Source organism: Dethiothermospora halolimnae (assembly GCF_037577855.1).
GTDB classification, from domain to species: Bacteria; Bacillota; Clostridia; order Tissierellales; family VENL01; genus Dethiothermospora; species Dethiothermospora halolimnae.
This window is the reverse complement of record NZ_JBAKFX010000006.1, coordinates 121668-140931: the sequence shown is the minus strand read 5'-3', so window position 1 is coordinate 140931 and position 19264 is coordinate 121668. Positions and strand designations below refer to the sequence as shown.

Below are 19264 nucleotides of genomic sequence, written 5' to 3'. Positions count from 1 at the left end.
AGAAATAATTTTCTTGTCAAAAAATAGAAAATGCTTAAAAACTTACTTCTAGTTAAAATTAAGTTCTTAAGCATTTTTCTTTATTTGTGGTCTGGCGAGTTAAAATTTGCTATTTTCCGACAGCCCCCTTACTCATCATAACTTAACATTCTATCTATTATCCCTTTTCTAAGTTTTTCTATCTTATCAAAATCCATATTAGGAACATAATATTCCTCTATACCATCATGATTTTTCTTAGCACTTGATAAACTTGATATTGCCACATCTAATAACTCATCAAATACTTTTTTATCATCTTTTATATCTTTATCATATACTTTTAATCTATCCCTATCTAAATATTCGTCTAAATCTATTTCACTATACTCAAATTTTTTAGCCTTATCACTTACTGTAAGTCCAATACCTAATTCCTTTATTATAATAGTTTCTATTTTCTCTGGTATAAGAGGACTATGATATACCTCTACATCTAAGCCTCTAATAACCCCTTCTTTATATATTTTTTCTAATAATGTAGATTTACCTGTTCCAATTTCTCCAGTTATATAATATATCTCCCTTAGATTTTGTAATAAAGTATCAGTATACTCAACCCAACCTTCCGGAGTATAGGCACTACCAAATAGTTCTCTTACTTTTCCCGTAAATTCTTTTATCTCCATATCTTTAAATATATCTTTTATTAATTTATAAGTTAAAAGATTAATCTTACCAAAATCCATTGCTTCTCCTATCTTCCATATTATATCCTCTATTATAAGTCTTGCTGCTCCTAAGTATTTATATGCCCTTTTATAGAATTTACCGTTTCTTTCTATACTCTCTAATATATCAAACTTATTTGATTCCATTTTATCTACATCCCAATAGTCTCCTAAATGGATTATTTCATCTACGGCTCCTGGATTTTTGGGATCTACTACATGTGAAGGGGTTCTTAAACACAAATTAGAATAACCAATGTATATTGATTATCTGTTCTCCTATTTTTCTATTTTTTTGTCCTATCTCAATGTAATCAATTAATTCATTAACCATTACATGGGTTAGTTTATCGAAGTTTTTATACTTCATTACAATATCTATCCATTTACCAACATTGCTGGATTTTGATTTAATATTATAAATTTTACTTTCTATTTCCCGTTTCCTTTCAAGAAGTTTATCTTTTTCACTACTGAACTCCTTATTCAACTGGATGAATTGCTCCTCTGTTATTAACTCTTTTACCTTATCAATATATAAGTTTTTCATCATTTTCTCTTTTTCCTTTATCCGTGTTTCTATTCCAACCAATTCATCTTTAAAATTAGATACCCTCTCTTGAAACTCTTCTCTTTCACTTAACCTATTTTCTAGATTACTCTCATCATCTAACATTTTTATATATTCTCTTATTCTACTCTCTACAACTTCAATCAAGTTATCTAATCTAACACTGTGGCTAGTGCATAACTTTTTCTTAGGATCTCTAGCATATAACTTACACCTTAAATATTCATATCCATTCCCTGCTTTAATTTTATACAGTGTACTACCACAGTCTAAGCATTTTAATTTAGTTGCAAATAGGTGTGCTTTACCAGTTCCTGTACTTCTACTCCTAGTTTTCAATCTATTTTGAACAAGTTTAAAAGTTTCTTCATCTATTATAGCTTCATGGGTATTTTCCACCAAAATCCAATTGTTTTTTTTATTTGGTATCACCTTTTTAGATTTATAATTTACTTTTTTCCTTTTTCCTTGTGCCATATGACCGATGTATACTGGATTTTTCAATATTCTTCTAATTGTAGTTTTATTCCATAGACCGTAGGCATCTGTTTGAGAAGAATTTTTAAATTTTAAACCTTGCTGTTTTTTATAAAATGTTGGATTAGGAATTCCCCTTTCATTTAATCTATAGGCTATCTTCTGTGTTCCCACTCCCAGCAAATACCAATCATAAATTTGTTTAATAACATTAGCCACTTCTTTATCTACTATAAGTCTATTCCTATTATCTGGGTGTTTTTTATATCCATATGGTGCAAAAGAGCCTATAAACTTTCCTTCTTGTCTTCTTGAATTAAGGGAACTTTTTATTTTTTTGCTGATGTCTTTACTATACATATCATTGATTACTGCTTTAAAAGGTGCTACATCATTATTATTTGAGTCCATTTCAGTATCAACATTATCATCTATTGCAATATATCGTATTTGTTTTTCAGGGAAATATCTTTCAGTATAATACCCTACATCAATATAATCCCTTCCTAATCTACTCATATCTTTAGTTATTACTACTGTATAGTTTTTCTCCTCAATATCCTTTAACATCCTCTGAAAAGAAGGTCTATCAAAGTTTAATCCCGTATATCCATCATCAACATATATATCCCCTATCTGCCATCCTCTTTCTTTAACATACCTAGTTAATATAGCCTTTTGAGTTGCAATACTCTGGCTATCATCATAACCGTTGGTTTTATTTTTGTCCTCATCGCTTAACCTACAATATATAGCTACTTTTTCCATAGTATTTGTAGTTACCTCCTTAATAAAACAGAAGTATAACTACCTACTTACCTTAACACCATTATACCCAAATAGATAGTTATACTTCAACTTAATTTATTCACTTTAATAATTATTGTGGGAGTCCTATTTTAGTTATTGAGGGATTCCTTCTTATTTAGTTGTTGGGGGATTCGTAATCCCCCAACCAAATTATTGATTTTGACTTATTTCCGATCTCACGATTATATTTATAAATTTATCTATAAAGTTATCTTTCATATCACTTAGATTTTCATTGGCGAATGTCTCTTTAACAATAAACTTTGTCTTTTTTCTCATATAAAACCCCCTTTGAAATATATATATGAAGTTATCAATTTGTCCTATATCTACACTACAAGTCCAAAAAATAAAAAAATGCCCTAATTAAAGGACATTAATAAATGTATTCTATCGGCATATCCTTACTTATAGTAACTGTATTATCCTTCTTCAACGCTACAGTAAGTGTTATATTACCAAAATCTTTGCCTTTTAAAGTTATTTCTTTATCTGTTTGGGACATTATTTCTAGTTGGTTTACATCTCCAGTAATACTAAACTGTACTGGCTCATCAACTAGCGTGTCATTATTTTTGACTTTAGCAGTAAATGTATTTTCATAATCAATAATAACTCTAAAATCATTATAAGTACCAGTCATAGAAGGTTCTAATTCAATGCTATAATCCGTAGTTGGAATAGGTGGTTTTAGTGAATCTGCATTAGCTATCTCATTTTCTTTATCATCACCACTAACAAAACTATCTTTATTACATTCTAGTATCAGCAATCCCTTTTTAGTTTTATCTATTCCTACTACTTTCCATGCCTTGCCCATTTTAATAAAACGATCATTTACATCTATATTTTCAGTAACTTCACTATCTCCCATTATTACTCTAATATCATAATCATCCAGGGGTATTGCATTAGAGTCATCTAGAGTAAATTTTAAATTTTCTATTATAGAGTTGATATTTTTTACATCATTGTTAATGATAAAATTAATATCAAAGTTACTTTTCCTCATTCTAGCCTTATATGACTTTTTATTCTTATCCACTTCACTAATAATGAGCCATTTTCTATCTTGATAAGTTATTACATTTCCAGTTTTTATTTCAAAATCTGTTCTTATAAATTTATCATCATAAAAATTAATTTTATTTTTTGCATCTGAAATTATAGCTTTCTTATTCTGACCTTTAAATAAAATATCTTCTCCTTTTTCCTGAAGTAAAAAATCCAAATAATCATCTATTCTTTTCAATCAAACCACCTACCCACCACATTCATATATTAGTATTTCTAAATAGTCACTCCACTTTTTGATATCAATAACTTTATATCTAATCCCTTCTATTAAAAAATAACTTCCACTATTGATACAAGATTCTCTATCACAAAACACTCTATTTCTAATTACTACATCTATATCATCTTCAAATCTAATTACCTTATAAAAAAGCTGTAAATCTCCCATAATTGTTTTGACCTCCATTAAATTTTTATCGAGCACCTTTATTTCTGTATCATAAAACATTAATAGCCACCGACCTTTATCTTAGGCAGTGGCAATGCTAATCTTATATTCTCAGGAAGACCTATTTCAAATGTAACACTTCTCTCACCTTCTATTTTCTTCATAACTCCTGTATTATTTTTATTCTTATATAGATATACTGCAAAATCTACAACTACACCATCATAATCTGATGATAATTCATCTACATTGCAATATGTAAGTATAATATTCCTTGCCTTATTTAAGAAATGATTGAGGATACTATCCTTTGAAGTATCCTCTGTATCAATTCCTAAAAGTTCTTTCATTAATATTAAATTATCCATACTATCACCTACTTCTTACTTGTTTTCTTTGATTTTGTAGAATTCTTCTTTGCTGTTTTAATAAACTCATAATTTTTATCCTTAGATAATCTTTTTATTAATTCCTCATCTGTAACTTCCCATTTCATTCCTGTTTCTTTATTTAAATACCATGTCATAGTATCACTCCTTTCAAATTTTAAAGGGATGTACCAATAGGCACACCCCTAAGTTTTATACTTTATAAAATCTTTAAGCTTTATTTGCTATAAGTATTGCTAATGCCTCTGGTTTAATAACCTTAGCACCATAAACTTCAAGTCCTTTAATAGCATCACTAAACTGTGATTCTGGTCTATATGCTTCTACTGAATCAACTTGTCCTGCAAAGGAAATTGCACTTTTATGACCTGCTATAATTTTATATTTTGTTCCTGCAGTATTTGGAACATTGTTTGATTTATATACTGCCATATTATCTATATTACCTACAAAGCCAGTTCTCATAACATCCATTTCCTTTGTGAATCTTGGATCTTTAACAAGCAACCCATAGAACCATGCTGGAACAACAACAAATCTATTATCTTCTGGAACATCATTCTCATCTAATATAACTCCCAAATCCACAAGATAGTCATAGGCATCACTTTTAGTTGGAACAATAGGTGTTGTATCATCTCCTATTATATTACCTGCCTTTACCTCTGTATAAAATCCTGCTATGTATTTATCGCAGGTATTAGCAAGTCCAAAAGCAGCTTCCTTTATTCCTCCCTCTAATAAATCTACATTAGCCTGTGCCTTATCAATGTCATCTACTTGGAAATTAAAATACTTAGCTTGGTCTATTACTAATGATGTTTGTTCACTACTAAGCTCCTCTGGTTTTCCAACACCAGTAGTTTTATCATAATCACCTATTGTAACTGAACCTATAGAATTAATCTTAACTGTACTTCCCTGTCCATTGATTTCTCCTTCATAATCTGTATTAACACAGTTTCCATATACTAAATTTCTCTTAAATTTTTCATTTAACCTTGCACTCCATATAGTTGGTATAAAATTTTGTACTGACATATTATCACCTTATCCTTTCTAATTTTCATTTTTTAATATCTCTTTAACACTGTCCCAGTTTTTATTTACTTCTTCTTGGGACATGTTTTTAACAGCTTCCAATGTAAAGGTTTGTTTGTTATCTTCCTTTGGTGGTGTATAACCATCACCTTTCAATCTTTTTTCAACTTCACCTTGAACCGATTTACTAAATACATCTTCAAGAACAGATAAATTCTTAGATGTATCTTCCTCATTTTCAGCAATAAAAAAATCCACCAAACTAAGTGGTAGATGCTTTTCATTTGCTATTTTGATGGCTTTGTTAGTTAAAACTTCCCTTTGCTTTTCTTTTTTCATATTTGCTACTTCTGATTTAAGCTTTTCAACTTCGATATCTTTTTCATCCTTCTCTGGAAACCTTGACTCAATTTCTTTATCTATAAGCTTTTCAAGATTGTTACTTTTCCATGTTCCAATTCCCTTTGCTAAATGCTTATCTTTAATAGAATCAAGCCAACTTTTAGCATTCTCATCTGATTCAATAAAACCTTTCACACCTTCAACAGTTAATGAGTTAAGCTCCTGAAGATATGATTTTACTTCTTCTGATTCTCTATTTTCCTCAATATAATTTTTAACTTCTTCAAATTTCATAATAAATTCCTCCTTGTATTTTGTCCCTTTGACTTATAAAACCAAAGACACATTATCTTTTTACTATACTGGTATCCAGTAACATTGACATAGAACATGGGCTGGTATTTCTGGTCTACTAGAATCATTTATGTCAAATACACTTCCATCCATCATTTCACAATATGGACATGTATTTGGACATAAAACCGATACCCACATAACTTTTTCAATGGTTGATTCATCTATAAATATTTTAGTCTGTACTGCATTAAATACTCTCGCTTGTTCATTCATAAGTAATCTATAGCTTTCATATTTTGACTTGTTAAATATTCCTTTTAACTCCTTTGAAGTTTCCCCTAGGGTATCATTATTAATTAATGCTTTATCAAATCCTTTATACAGTCTATTAGCTAGTTTCTTTTTATTATTTATAATACGATTATCTATTCTATCGCCTTTATAATCTCTAAATATAATATCCTGAATTAAAAATGGATTTAATAATATATTCTTATCACCTCCAATAAAATCATAATGACTCTTATATGTATCCTTTATAATCTCTCCTAGTACCCTTTTATTAAATTCAACTTCTCTATATCCGAATGCTTTTATTTCCTTAATAATCCTTCTCTCAACATCTTTTAGTATTGCTCTTCTCTGATGCCTATTTACTGAAAACCTCTCTCCTATAGAATACTTATCAAAGTAATCTATTAATAATAAAAGAAATATACTAAGTATTTTTTCATGTTCCTTATAGGTATCCTTTATCTTATCCTCTACTTTTTTTATTGCTTTCTGTTTAGTTTCTAGTATCACCTCCTCCAATCTTTAAACCTTCTTTCCAATTATCAATATCTATCATCTCCTCCTCTGATTTGAATTTACTCACTTCTACCTTTGGATTCTCTATAAAAGGCAATAATGTAAGCAAGGTTTCCTGTGAACATACATTTTGAAGTTTTACTATTACATCTGCAAGACCCACAAGATCTGTTGGAAGATTTCTTGTGAATTTAATTGCTACATCTCTATAGTCAAATTGTTTACCTTCTTTTTTAGACAAAAAAATAAAAAGGTTCTTAAGCCTTTGCCTAATTACCTTTTCCATCATAGCTTCTCTCATTGCTACTCTATTTTCAAGATTTAAAAGTTTATTCCGAAGTGCCAATGATGATGTGTTTGAAGCCCAGTTTTCATTGAAATTCACCTCATCCATCATATCATATATTTTTCTTTCAATATTATCTAGTTCATTCTTTACAAAGGAATCATTAATATCCTTAGTAAGCCACTTAACAGCTCCACCCTTTGGTACTTGTATAATTCCCATACTTTTCATCTTTAATAAATCCTCTTCTTCAATCTTTGCATTTTCAATTACAAGATAAGCATTTCTATGATCAGCTATCTCATTACACAAATCTGAATTAATAGAGTTATATGCATCAAATAAAGAAATTACATCTTGAAATCCACTTCTTCTTTCACTATTGGCTGGACATACTATTACAGGGACTCTTCCAAAGATATGGCTATGTCTCCCTATCTCCTTTAATCCATCTCTATTTTCTATTTCATAATGGATAATTTCAGTATCTGTATATACATCAAGATAGGTTTTATCATCAAATCTCCTTTTAAATTTATGTATAGCTAATAGTAAATTTCTTTCAGCAGTCCCATCTTCTAATACATAGCTATTAAGTGGATTTAGTATTGTGGCACAGAACTCACCATCTGAATTGATGTAATCTAGCTCATAGCTTTCTCCAAATATTTCACTTTCCTTTCTAAGATTAATATTATGTTCCTTATCCCAATGACTTATATTTTTGTCAATAACATCAATTATATCTTCATCATCAGTTTTGGACACAAAATTAACAGGCTTACCCAAAAGGTAGCCTGTTTCATTATCAACAAATTTCCTAGGAAAATTGAAAACTAACTTCATATTACTTCTACTGTCCTGCATAGCGTAGTCTTTTAAGATATTATGGTTTCCTTCATAATAATCTTGATATCTCTGCTTAGATAATGCTGTTTTCTCAAGTTCCTTTAGACATTGTAATATTAACTTTTCTGTTATTTGCAAATTATCAGCTCCTTTCAAAAAATAAAAAAAGCCATCTGTATACAAATACAAACAGCTTTAATAAATCCAATTTCTAAACAATTCTGCAGCTTTTTTAACATCAAATAACCAACAAACAATTAGTATTACTATAGCTGCAATGTACACAATATTTAAATTTTTCATAAATTTTGGATAATCTATGACTTTATCTTCCTTCTTATTTAATTCTAAAATAAATCTAGTTAAAATATAAACTGTATTACTTAAGATGAAAGCCAATGCAACTGTAATAAATACAAGCCTATATATACTAGCATTTGCTATGTTTTCTAATACCGATGTTGAAAACGCTATCCCGCCTGTAAAAGCCAAAACAATCGCCGCAAAAATACCAAGTATAGTAATATACTGCTTTTCCATATCATCAGCTTTTTTTATATTGTCCTCCATTTCTTTTACTGATGTTTCAACTTTATTCAAAGTTCCATTAACTTTTTGCAAATCACTTTGAGTTCTAGATTCTATTGTTTTAAAATAATTCAGCCTTGCTATATCTAAATTAATATGATCATATAACTTATTAATCTGCTTGCTGACATCTATAAGTATGCCTTTATTTTCATCTTTATTTTGAGGTTTATACCCCCTTCTGATAATATCCATGTTTTGACTTAATATTTCTGTATTTCCCAACTGTGGTTCTTTATCTATCTGAGATATAACTGCAAAAATATCAGAATAAAAGTGTCTAAATTCATCTGGGTTATCCAAATCATAATAAATAGATTCTAACTCAATATAGACATCACTTTTCTGTTTAGGAGTACTCAAAATATCTTGTGATTTAGCCATTTTAAATAAAAGCATTTTGAATTTATCTCTATTTTTATCTATATTTGTAATTTCCAAAACCTACTACCCTCTCGTTCTTATTAATTCTGTTGGTATGATACTATGATTTCCTATTCCATCACGATAAACTATAGCCCATGCTTTCCCATCGACATGTGTTTCTGAAACTAAGTCCCATGGATTTTTACAACGTTTTTCATTTACAATACGATCAATTATGCTAATGTCATCAGCACCTATTTCAACTTCATAGTTCATTGTAATAGCCATTGAACCAAAACCACAATATTGATAATATACTTCTGGCACTACTGGTCCAAATTGCCAAGCTTGAATTTCATCAGAAAACAAAACACTATTTCTATTAACAAGATATTCTTTCTGTAAAAAATACAATATCTTTTGTAATTGTAAATTACTTATTGGAGAGTTTTCTACAGTACATTTATTAATAATATATCTTGCAATCTCTAAAGCAGAATATTGATTATTCATATTAAAGTCCCTCCCTTATTTACAAATCTTAGATTTAATCAAATAACCATACCAATCATTATACTACTATTATACCCCAATTTCTATATTAAGTGTATTTTTTTCTTTAAAACAGCAACTTTCTATCATAAAACTTCAACTTCTGTACTCCTTGAACTAATTGAACTGCTCCATATAAGCTATCTGGTGAATCATCATTTTTAGCAAATTTATTATAATCCCTTACTTGATTATTATAACTCACATTGGAAGAATTGAACAGTATATGTCCTTTCTTTACATCTGGCTCAAGGCTCATAATTCTTTCATGCTTATTACCTCTGCTATTTATCTCCTCAACTGATATATAAATTTTATTTTTCCATAGTTCCTCTTCAAACTTCTGCTTCATATAACTCTGTGCTTGATTAACTTCAAAGCCAATTTTATCTGGACTATAATTTTCTATTTTTTCAATGGCTACCTTAAATAAATCATCTGGTAGTAGTTTATATATATTACCATATATTACATACATCTGCTTCGTTTTTCTATGTTGTCCTAATACAGTAATAGCACTATAATCGTTTCTCTTACCAGCTTTTATTGCTGGGTCAATATATATAACAATTTCCATCTCCTCAAGATCAGGCAACTTCTCCCAATAACCAATATCCTGAAACACATAATCATCTGTACTTCTTGGATCATTTTGCATTTCTTTATAAAAAGATTTATCTCCCATGCTTTGCTTTTTGCACATTAAATAATAGTAATCTAAATATTCATCCCATAATATTTCTGTTTCCTCTAGCATTTCTTGTTTATGGACATAAAAAAAAGACTTAGCAGTTTCTATCCTATCTAAGTCCTTCAAATTATTATATGATTTTTCCCATTTACTCCAAAGATCATCTCGTGCTGACCAATTTATAATAGCTGACTTCTTTATACTCCTAACCCCTGGTATTCTACCTTTCAATAAATCAGACATCAAATCCTCTTCATGTAGAATTGTACCAACTACTAATATATTCGTATCTTTAGTTCCTATCGGAATAACTACATCTCTAAATGTACTTTTAACTTGTTCTCTCTTAGTTTCTGATTTAGCTGTATCATCCTTTAATAAATCATCTAACAATACTAAGTTAGGTCTATACTGCTTATAATGTATTCCTCTAAGCGAACCATCTATTCCTCGAATCATAATACAAGAATCAAGTACACCTCTACTTTTAATCCATATCTCATTATTATTCCATCTGTTGCCTTTCTCAACACCGAAGTCCTCTTTTAATAATTCATTATTTTCAAGTTCATCCTTTATCATATCAAGAAAAGGTAGTGCTATTTGTTCTGTAGCTGATATTATCAATGTGAATTGTGATTTATTATATAGTGTAGAATACAAGGGAAATAAAAATGAGTTGATTGTGCTTTTCCCATGCTCCCTTGGGAGTCCAAAAGCCTCAATCAACCCTTTATTATTTAGCATATATTTTAATTCAGTAAAAAGCTCCCTGTGAAATCTCCCAAATTGTCTATCAAAGTATTTAGGAAAGTAACAGAGAGCAAAGAATTCTATATCCAGTTCTCCTAATAGTTTACGGAGTTCTGAAAATGTGAATGTTTCTATTAGTTCTTTTATCTTTGATTGAGAGAAATATTTCTCCATGTATTGTTTCAATATTTTATTCTGTTGTTGTAATTCTAATTTATATTTAATAATTATTACCCCCTAAAAACACCTTTGATCCCTAATCCTTTGATTATTGTTATAATTTGTGACACCAAACTAATGAATGCTATAATTAATGCAAAAATCGAATTTATCTTATTCTGAGTTATTTGATATTTCAGTAGATTATTTTTGATATCCATATAGTTTTTAAGTTTAATAATATCATCCATATCAGCTTCTTTTTCTAACTTCTTATATTGTGATTCTATCTTTGAATCAATTTTATCTGTTTGATATTCTCTTGCTTTTAATATTATCTTTTTTGAAAGTAGCGAAGCACAAACATACATCCCTAAAGGTAGAATAGCAATAGAAGACAACCACGCTAACAAAACAAGATTCATATTATATGGACTGCAATTAAAACTAAGTACAAGTCCAAAATATATAATACTAGTAACTACTCCAAACTCTAAGTATAATTTTTTAATTTTTAAAAATGCTGGATGCGAATAACGGTAAAAACCAACTTTAGGAACCAATTCAGACAATTTATATAGTGTTATAAACATCTGCACCATAATATTAACAGAGTTAATAGCTATAAAGTATATTACAAGAAATCCTATTACAGCCATAACATTAACGCTAGTATTATTAAAAGGTAAGCCTAAATATATTAATGTCAAAATCCCTAATACCATCAAAAGTAATACTAAAAGTTTTGACACTATTGTATTGAGAGCAAATATTCTTTTAGAATTATTTACATACCACTCATTAGCATCATTATCATTTTCCCAAAATATCGCCTTTATATCTTTGAATAAATCATAAAATTTTTTAGAATAGATTCTATAAAAAATAGGCCAAGTTAACACTCCTCCTATTATTAACAATTGAAATACAAAATATCTATCTTCATGAAACAAAAAAAGAATTAATTCTGAAATACAATATGTTAATACTGATAAAATAACCCAAAAAATATTATATGGTAACTTATTAGGTATAAGTTTTTCAAATGTTGACTCAATATATGTAGTTTCCATTTTCTCCTCCATCTAAAAAATCTGTTTTATTGATTAATTATATACGATATCATAATTATTTGTCAAAAATTTCTACACCATCTACTGACTACCATTCTCCTCAAAATAGAAGTACCCCTCCCATTTAGAAGCAAAAAAAGAATGGTTATTTACCATTCTAATCCTTCAAGTGCTTCTCTCTTATCTTTTTCAGTAGTTAAGGTATATATATTAGTGGTCTGTATATTGTCATGTCCAAATATCTGTTGGATTGTTGTTATAGCTTTACCTTTCTTCACCAGCTTATATCCAAGTGTATGTCTTAATTTATGGGGAGTTACTTTAATACCTACTCTAGCACCATACTTCTTCAATATTAGATTGATAGCATTTCTTTTCAATGCTCCTCTTTGCCCTATTAATAAGTGTTCATCTTTTGATTTCCTTCTAACTTCCAAATATTCAGTAATAGCTTTTCTAATATCCTTATTCAAAGGAACAGTTCTTACTGAATTTCCTTTTCCAAGCACTAATATTTTTCCCTTTCTAGGGGATATTTCTATATCTGTCAGTTTAATATTTACTAATTCGCTTACCCTGATTCCAGTTCCAAGTAGTAATTCTATTATAGCTATATGCATCTTATCTTCTGACCTATGTATCTCTGCTCTAATCTTCCTTAACTCTTTATCATCTAAGCCTTTATATTGCTTCGTGTCCTTGTTTTTAATAGGTTTAATACTAAGTTCCCTTTCAACTTTTCCTTCCCTATATAGCCAACCTAAAAAGGAATTTACACTTGCAATCTTCCTATTTACAGTTATGATTGAATCAGAACCATTTTGCAGATACTTTTTATATTCAACTGCATCTAGTTCTATAAGTTTATCCAATCCATAATCAGTTCGGCTACTGTACCAATTAATAAAAACTTTTGTATCCCTAACGTAACAAGACATAGTATTATCACTTTTGTCTTGACCTAATAGATACTGCTTAAAAGCCTTTATATAAGCCATACTCAGCACCTCCACACTTTATTTGGTGTGTTAATGTTACCTCTATAGGTACTGAAAGTAAAGATAAAACTCAATACATAACCGTCATTATGTAGTCAGTTCAGGCTAATTTAGACTAATAATTGCAATGAAAAGGGCATTTATCTCCCTAAAAACTGAATACATAATCTTTATACTACTTATTATCTTACTGTTCTTCTTTAGATGATTCTAGCTTTTTATTCTCTACTTCTGAATATTCAGCTTCAACAATATCATCATCTATCATTTCAAGGAATAGTTTCTTTCTTGCTTCTTCATTTTCTTTAGTATCTATTATAACCTCTTTTCTTTCATTCCATTTTTCAGGTTGTCTATTCCTTAACCAAAAGGATAAAGCTGTAGCATTTGGTGGTTGATATTTTTTAACCTTTTCTATCCTAGTTTTCTTTTTACCATTCTTTCCTTCTTCAACTATAGTTTTTATTTCTTCATACTCATAACCTAATGCTAATTTAAAAAGTGCTTTTTCTACTCGAGAATCCATAACAGACTTCCCCATGGAAACGAGGTCAGATAGTATTTTATGCTCTTTCATATATCTATACCATGTGTCATGGCTGATATCTAACTTATCACAAATCTCTCTATCAGTAGCTCCTTCAATTATCCATCTTTTAATGTCAGATAATCGAGGTGCCACATGAGTATCCCACTTAGTTATATTATTTGGTATTCCTTTTCTACTCAATTATCACCTCACCTCCTTCTATTTTCAGCAAAGAAAAAGAGATATTAGGTTGTCTAACATCTCTTTTTAGTATTATAATTTATGCTTTGATATTTCTTCTAAAAACTTATGTTGAGCCTCATATTTTAATTTATTAAACTCTTTTCTTTTTGTTAATTTATATAATACAATATCTTGTTCTCTATGACCAAATTTTTCAACATCAAGTACATAAACTGATATACCGTCAAGTTCTAATGTATCCATTAAATTTTCTATATTATCATTAAATGAATTAATTGCTATTTTGCTATCTTTTAAAAATAGTCTAGTAAAAGCATTTGTTCCTTCAAACTTATGTCCTATAATAATATTATCTGGATATTCTAACATAGGATCTTTATATTCTTCTCTTTTACTACTCAGTTTATAATTAGGTTCAATTTTCTCTAATAAATATATGAATGGAGCAACATTATAATAACTCTCTTGATGATACTCTTTTAACTTCTCTTTTAACTGATGCTCTTCTTTACCAGATCTATCAGCAATATCATAAAATACCATTGATGCTACTTTCTCTTCCACTAAATATTTTTTTACTTCAATTACTTTTTCTTTTAAACAACTATAAAGTAATCCTTTGTATTCTTCCTTATGGACTGCTCCTCTATCGTCATTGTAAAGAGTTTTGTAGTTAAATCCCTCTCCTAATGGTAATTCTCTTAAAACAACTTCTTCAATATCCATAGTCTCCATCCCCTTTCACCAATAATTATATACCAGTAAAAGGAAATGGACAACTTAGAAATATACTTTATTATTATAGTAAGCTTGGATCTGCACCATACCATGTTTTAATAAATTCAAATTCATTATCATTTTTATATTGATACCATGATACCCCAAATTCGACCAAAACTTTTTCATCCTTTAATAGATTCGGAAATTCTACTATCATACCATCATCCGTATACTCAGGTGTATATACTATTATGTACCCATTTTTCGGTTCAATAAATATATCTTTTAATCTAATTGGTATCCAATTGTCGTTTCTAGCTCTTCCTTCTAAACTATCTTCATCTTCTGTAGCTATTGTTATCATTCTCTCGCCATTATCCCATGTTTTTGCTGCCATCCATTCTCCACTATCACTATAAGCATCTTTCCATCTGTTTTTTTCATTTATTTTAGTTTCAAATTTCAAATTCTTTATTTCATCATAAGCTTTAATTCTCCACTTAATACTATATCTACCGTCAACCCTTATATCATCAGTAACTTGTTTATCTTCTTCAATAATTAACAACTGTACTAAAAACATTTTTGATTCACAATGAAATAGATAACCACTTTTATATTTAAATATATTAAAATTTTTAATACTAAACATTTCATTATCTAAATATAAATTAATGAGTATTTCCCCAACTGGAGTTTTTATTTTAGGTTCTATAGAAAAGTCTATATAATTTTTATTTACTTCGTTATTAATATCAATAAAATTATCAATTTGCATTTTTATCTCCTCACATATCATATTATAATTCAAAATGTTTATTTTATTTCCATAATTATACATCATATTCATGATATTCTCAAGTAAAAAAGGAACTGATTACTCAGCCCCCATACTCTCTACTTCCATATAAAATTCATCAATAAATCCTTCATCCAAATCCCAAAACCTCACCAACTCCTCACACATCTCCTTAATCTGCTTGATATCTTTCTTAGCATCCTCTCCAAGAACACATTGCTTCTCCCTAGCAGTAAATATCAATCCTTGCAAGGTAGTTTTAATAAGCCATTCTTTCATCATAAGCACCTCCATATTTAATTGGTGCTCACATCATACCTCTCAAACACAGCTAAATCAATACATCAAAGGAATTATTCTTTTATTTCATTATATGAAATTCTCTCTCCACCCCTTATTAAATAGATATCATCACTTCCCATTTTATTAATATATCTATTCACTACCACATCTGCATACTTTTCTTCTAATTCCATGGTATAACATATTCTATCGGTTTCTATACAAGCCATTAAAGTAGAACCTGAACCACCAAAGCTATCAAGTACCAAATCACCAATCTTACTTGAATTTTTTATTGGATAACATATTAAATCTACTGGCTTCATGGTCGGATGAAATTCATTTCTAAATGGTCTATCAAAATGCCATAATGTTGTCTGCTTTCTGTCACTATTCCAATAATGCCCAGCTGTAGGTTTCCATCCATATAACACAGGCTCATGTTGCCAATGATAATCTTGCCTCCCCATGACCATTGTTTGTTTTGCCCATATACAACATTGAGCCAATTTAAAACCTGATTCTATCATAGCCTTTCTAAAATTTAATCCTTCACTATCTGCATGAAATATGTATACTCCTGCTCCAGCATCAGCCACCTCATACAATCTAGTAAAGGCATCATATAAAAAATTATAAAAACTATCATTATCCATTTTATCGTTTTCAATCTTTAATGCATCTTTAGTTTTTCCAGTATAATCCACATTATAGGGTGGATCTGTAACAATTAAATTTGCTTTCTTTCCATCCATTAATTTTTCCATATCCTCTTTAACTGTACTATCACCACACACTAATCTGTGTTTACCAAGTAGCCAAATGTCACCTCTGTTTGTAATTGGATTTTTAGGTGGTTCTGGAACTGTTTCATCTTCCATTCCATCTGATTCATTTTCTCCTTTAAATTCATCCATTAATTTTTCAGCTTCACTAAAATCAAATCCAGTTAAGTCTAATGAATATCCCTCTATTTTTAACTCTTCTAATTCTTTAGCCAATAATTCAAAATCCCATTCACTATACTCTGCTGTTTTATTATCTGCAATTCTGAAAGCTTTAATTTGTTCAGGTGATAAATCATCTACTTTTATTGTAGGAACTTCCTTTAATCCTAGTTTTTTAGCAGCCAATAGTCTAGTATGTCCTGCTATAATTTCATTATTTGTATCTATCAATATGGGATTTTTAAATCCAAATTCTTTTATACTATTAGCAACCTTATCAACTGCTTTTTCATTATTCCTTGCATTATTTGCGTATGGAATTAGCTTTTCTAATTTTATTAACTCTATTTGCAACCCATTTTACCCCCTTATCTATCCCTTCAATTAAAAAACTCAATACTAAGAGTCCGCATAACCCTAAGCTAACTCTTCCTATCTCCTCCATTATCATTTCTAATACTTCCATAGTATAGATCCTCCTATCTTTAATTAATTTAATTTTAAACATAAAAAAACTACCTACTCCAGTTGGAATAGATAGTTAATAACAACTCTTTAACTCTACTATGTTATTGGGGGAAAGGACACTCCACTATCGTTCCGTGTCTTTTGCATTTCCCCCAAACCCCCTTTGCATATAGTTTTTTATTTTTCTTTTTATATAGTATAATATTTCTTTAACATTACTTGTAAATTCATGCTTGGCAATTTTTAGGGTGATAAGTTCTTTAAAGAGCATTACATCCAATTTCTTGCCAATCAAACATCTTATGATACTAACTTAAAAACTATCCAATACTTTTTGCCACGATACTTATTGTTAGATCCATCTTCTAGTTTTCTTCTCCAATCAACATTACCCTTATTGTTATCAACTATGTAATGGATTTTTTCCTCTTTAAAGCAACTATTTAATGATTCTGCACTCTTTAATAATCTTCCATTGCGTTTTATATTAACCCTTTTAGCTAATTTCTTTTGTTCATTTCTATACAATTTTTTACCAACAATACTTTCCAGATAATCTTCTAATGTCTTCTTCTTATATCTTTCATCAATTATATCATAATCAGGATAACCTTGCTGATCGATAAATCCAAACATATCTGCTATATACTTACAATAACCAAATTTTTTATAAAATAACATTGTACCAATATTAGCACAATCACAAATACATTTAAAATACATTAGTTCATTTACTTTATGAGTACTTTTATCTGCCTCCTCTACAATATCAGCATAAACAATATTATTAATATCATTTTGTCTAGGATATTTTAGTATATATTCTTTAACCGTATGTTTTCTTAGATAGTCAGCTTTTGCAACTTTCAATTTCAATTGAGACTTCATTCCCCCTAACTGTTTATTAGTAATTGTCTTTATATATAAATATATTTTTTCCTTACTATTTTGTATTCTTTTCCTCCCTATACATTGAATTAAAACTCCTATGTCCTTAACATCACAGACTACATGTTCCACTTCTTCATCCTTAATGTTAACCCCAGCATCCATACAAGTTGTTGTTATTAATATTAAATCATCAAATCTTTCATTTTCAAGCATATTATCAATTTTATTCTTATCAACATATTTATAATGTTTATCTGACTTACCACAATTAAATAAACAATTCCTTTTATATTTCTTATAAAAATTATATGCTTTTGTGGCAGATTGTATAAAAAATATTGTTTTAATTTTTTTCTCTATAGCTTTTTTAATAAATTTTTCTATAGTTTCATCTTTATTAAAAAAAGTCAATTCTTCTATAAAATCGTATTTTATAGGAAGCTCATAATCATTTGTTTCTTTATTCTTTACATTATTTATATAGGCTTTCATGTAGTCACCAGTTGCACTCATGAAAATTTTGGTTTTATCATTCTCTTCAAGTATTAAATTAAGTGATATATCTGTTGTTTTATTAAATGCAGCATCACTCATAAAATAATGAAATTCATCACAAACTATATATTCATATTCAGAAAAATTAAAACTTTTTTTATGATTATTATATAAAGCTTCTATTTTCTGATATGTTTTAATATCTATAACATCTGTTTTCTTGTCTCTTATTATTTCTTTTTCAAACTGATTTACACAATTTATCCTATGTATTAAAAATAATATTTTCTTATTACGTTTCTTCGCAAATGCATATAATAAATTTTTAATAAAATAACTTTTTCCTTTTCCTGTTCCAGCCTTAACTGTTATTATATCGCCCTTATCCCACTTCTTTATTTCATCAATAGTAATTACTTCACTTACTCTTTTATTGCTGTTTTTTGCTTTTATCCCCATATACATGTCACCCACTTTCCTCTAATTAACTATATGTTTATAGTTTTCATACTCATTCATAGCTTGCCTTAATTTAGATGAATCTTTAAATATATAAATTTTTCTATTAAGATCTTTTAAATCTTTCTTTTCCCCTAGTTTATGAAACCTATTAAACATAAGCCATCCTGCCATTCGTTCTAATAATATTACAATCGTTCCATTATCCATATTTTATTGACCTCCTTATAATTTTTATTTATT

General features: G+C 28.9%; 24 protein-coding genes. All 24 read right to left on the bottom strand.

What is annotated here, in order from left to right:
- Positions 1-128 precede the first annotated feature (128 nt).
- Positions 129-953, bottom strand: a complete 825-nt coding sequence (locus V6137_RS04430; protein WP_425446675.1) for an ATP-binding protein — start codon at positions 951-953, stop codon at positions 129-131.
- A gap of 1 nt (position 954) precedes the next feature.
- Entirely contained in the window at positions 955-2526 is a 1572-nt protein-coding gene (locus tag V6137_RS04425) for a recombinase family protein (protein WP_425446674.1), read from the bottom strand.
- Positions 2527-2718: 192 nt separating this feature from the next.
- Positions 2719-2847, bottom strand: a complete 129-nt coding sequence (locus V6137_RS04420) for a hypothetical protein (protein ID WP_425446673.1) — start codon at positions 2845-2847, stop codon at positions 2719-2721.
- 97 nt (positions 2848-2944) lie between these two features.
- Positions 2945-3820 carry a hypothetical protein gene (locus V6137_RS04415; protein WP_425446672.1) on the bottom strand — a complete coding sequence of 292 codons (876 nt, stop codon included), beginning with the start codon at positions 3818-3820 and terminating at the stop codon, positions 2945-2947.
- Between the two features lie 9 nt (positions 3821-3829).
- Positions 3830-4093 (bottom strand): hypothetical protein, encoded by a 264-nt coding sequence (locus tag V6137_RS04410; RefSeq protein ID WP_425446671.1) that lies wholly within the window; start codon positions 4091-4093, stop codon positions 3830-3832.
- The gene (locus V6137_RS04405; protein WP_425446670.1) at positions 4093-4401 is read right to left on the bottom strand and encodes a phage head-tail connector protein; all 309 of its coding nucleotides are present in this window, start codon (positions 4399-4401) and stop codon (positions 4093-4095) included. Before V6137_RS04405 ends, V6137_RS04410 begins: the two co-directional genes overlap by 1 nt.
- An 8-nt stretch (positions 4402-4409) precedes the next feature.
- Complete coding sequence (locus V6137_RS04400; protein ID WP_425446669.1) at positions 4410-4559, bottom strand: hypothetical protein; 150 nt, start codon at positions 4557-4559, stop codon at positions 4410-4412.
- A gap of 73 nt (positions 4560-4632) precedes the next feature.
- Positions 4633-5463, bottom strand: a complete 831-nt coding sequence (locus V6137_RS04395) for a phage major capsid protein (protein ID WP_425446668.1) — start codon at positions 5461-5463, stop codon at positions 4633-4635.
- An 18-nt stretch (positions 5464-5481) separates the two neighbouring features.
- Complete coding sequence (locus tag V6137_RS04390; RefSeq protein ID WP_425446667.1) at positions 5482-6099, bottom strand: DUF4355 domain-containing protein; 618 nt, start codon at positions 6097-6099, stop codon at positions 5482-5484.
- Positions 6100-6162: 63 nt separating this feature from the next.
- On the bottom strand, positions 6163-6906 hold the full coding sequence (locus V6137_RS04385; protein ID WP_425446677.1) for a minor capsid protein: 744 nt from the start codon (positions 6904-6906) through the stop codon (positions 6163-6165).
- Positions 6890-8185 carry a phage portal protein gene (locus V6137_RS04380; RefSeq protein ID WP_425446666.1) on the bottom strand — a complete coding sequence of 432 codons (1296 nt, stop codon included), beginning with the start codon at positions 8183-8185 and terminating at the stop codon, positions 6890-6892. The genes V6137_RS04385 and V6137_RS04380 overlap by 17 nt, the downstream gene beginning before the upstream one ends.
- A gap of 57 nt (positions 8186-8242) precedes the next feature.
- Positions 8243-9076 carry a hypothetical protein gene (locus V6137_RS04375; RefSeq protein WP_425446665.1) on the bottom strand — a complete coding sequence of 278 codons (834 nt, stop codon included), beginning with the start codon at positions 9074-9076 and terminating at the stop codon, positions 8243-8245.
- A 6-nt stretch (positions 9077-9082) separates the two neighbouring features.
- A complete protein-coding gene (locus V6137_RS04370) occupies positions 9083-9514 on the bottom strand; it encodes a Panacea domain-containing protein (RefSeq protein ID WP_425446664.1) in 432 nt (143 codons plus the stop codon).
- 106 nt (positions 9515-9620) lie between these two features.
- Complete coding sequence (terL, locus tag V6137_RS04365) at positions 9621-11171, bottom strand: phage terminase large subunit (protein WP_425446663.1); 1551 nt, start codon at positions 11169-11171, stop codon at positions 9621-9623.
- Positions 11172-11227: 56 nt separating this feature from the next.
- On the bottom strand, positions 11228-12229 hold the full coding sequence (locus tag V6137_RS04360; RefSeq protein ID WP_425446662.1) for a hypothetical protein: 1002 nt from the start codon (positions 12227-12229) through the stop codon (positions 11228-11230).
- Between the two features lie 149 nt (positions 12230-12378).
- Complete coding sequence (locus tag V6137_RS04355) at positions 12379-13227, bottom strand: tyrosine-type recombinase/integrase (RefSeq protein WP_425446661.1); 849 nt, start codon at positions 13225-13227, stop codon at positions 12379-12381.
- Positions 13228-13414: 187 nt separating this feature from the next.
- Positions 13415-13957, bottom strand: a complete 543-nt coding sequence (locus V6137_RS04350; protein ID WP_425446660.1) for a hypothetical protein — start codon at positions 13955-13957, stop codon at positions 13415-13417.
- Positions 13958-14029: 72 nt separating this feature from the next.
- Complete coding sequence (locus tag V6137_RS04345; protein ID WP_425446659.1) at positions 14030-14686, bottom strand: hypothetical protein; 657 nt, start codon at positions 14684-14686, stop codon at positions 14030-14032.
- 73 nt (positions 14687-14759) lie between these two features.
- Positions 14760-15530 carry a hypothetical protein gene (locus tag V6137_RS04340; RefSeq protein ID WP_425446658.1) on the bottom strand — a complete coding sequence of 257 codons (771 nt, stop codon included), beginning with the start codon at positions 15528-15530 and terminating at the stop codon, positions 14760-14762.
- A gap of 27 nt (positions 15531-15557) precedes the next feature.
- Positions 15558-15758 (bottom strand): hypothetical protein, encoded by a 201-nt coding sequence (locus tag V6137_RS04335; RefSeq protein WP_425446657.1) that lies wholly within the window; start codon positions 15756-15758, stop codon positions 15558-15560.
- A gap of 74 nt (positions 15759-15832) precedes the next feature.
- Positions 15833-17062: a DNA modification methylase gene (locus V6137_RS04330; RefSeq protein ID WP_425446656.1), complete on the bottom strand. Its 1230-nt coding sequence runs from the start codon at positions 17060-17062 to the stop codon at positions 15833-15835.
- A complete protein-coding gene (locus tag V6137_RS04325) occupies positions 17013-17174 on the bottom strand; it encodes a hypothetical protein (RefSeq protein WP_425446655.1) in 162 nt (53 codons plus the stop codon). The genes V6137_RS04330 and V6137_RS04325 overlap by 50 nt, the downstream gene beginning before the upstream one ends.
- Before the next feature lie 302 nt (positions 17175-17476).
- Complete coding sequence (locus V6137_RS04320; protein ID WP_425446654.1) at positions 17477-19021, bottom strand: DEAD/DEAH box helicase family protein; 1545 nt, start codon at positions 19019-19021, stop codon at positions 17477-17479.
- A gap of 21 nt (positions 19022-19042) precedes the next feature.
- On the bottom strand, positions 19043-19231 hold the full coding sequence (locus tag V6137_RS04315; protein ID WP_425446653.1) for a hypothetical protein: 189 nt from the start codon (positions 19229-19231) through the stop codon (positions 19043-19045).
- Positions 19232-19264 lie beyond the last annotated feature (33 nt).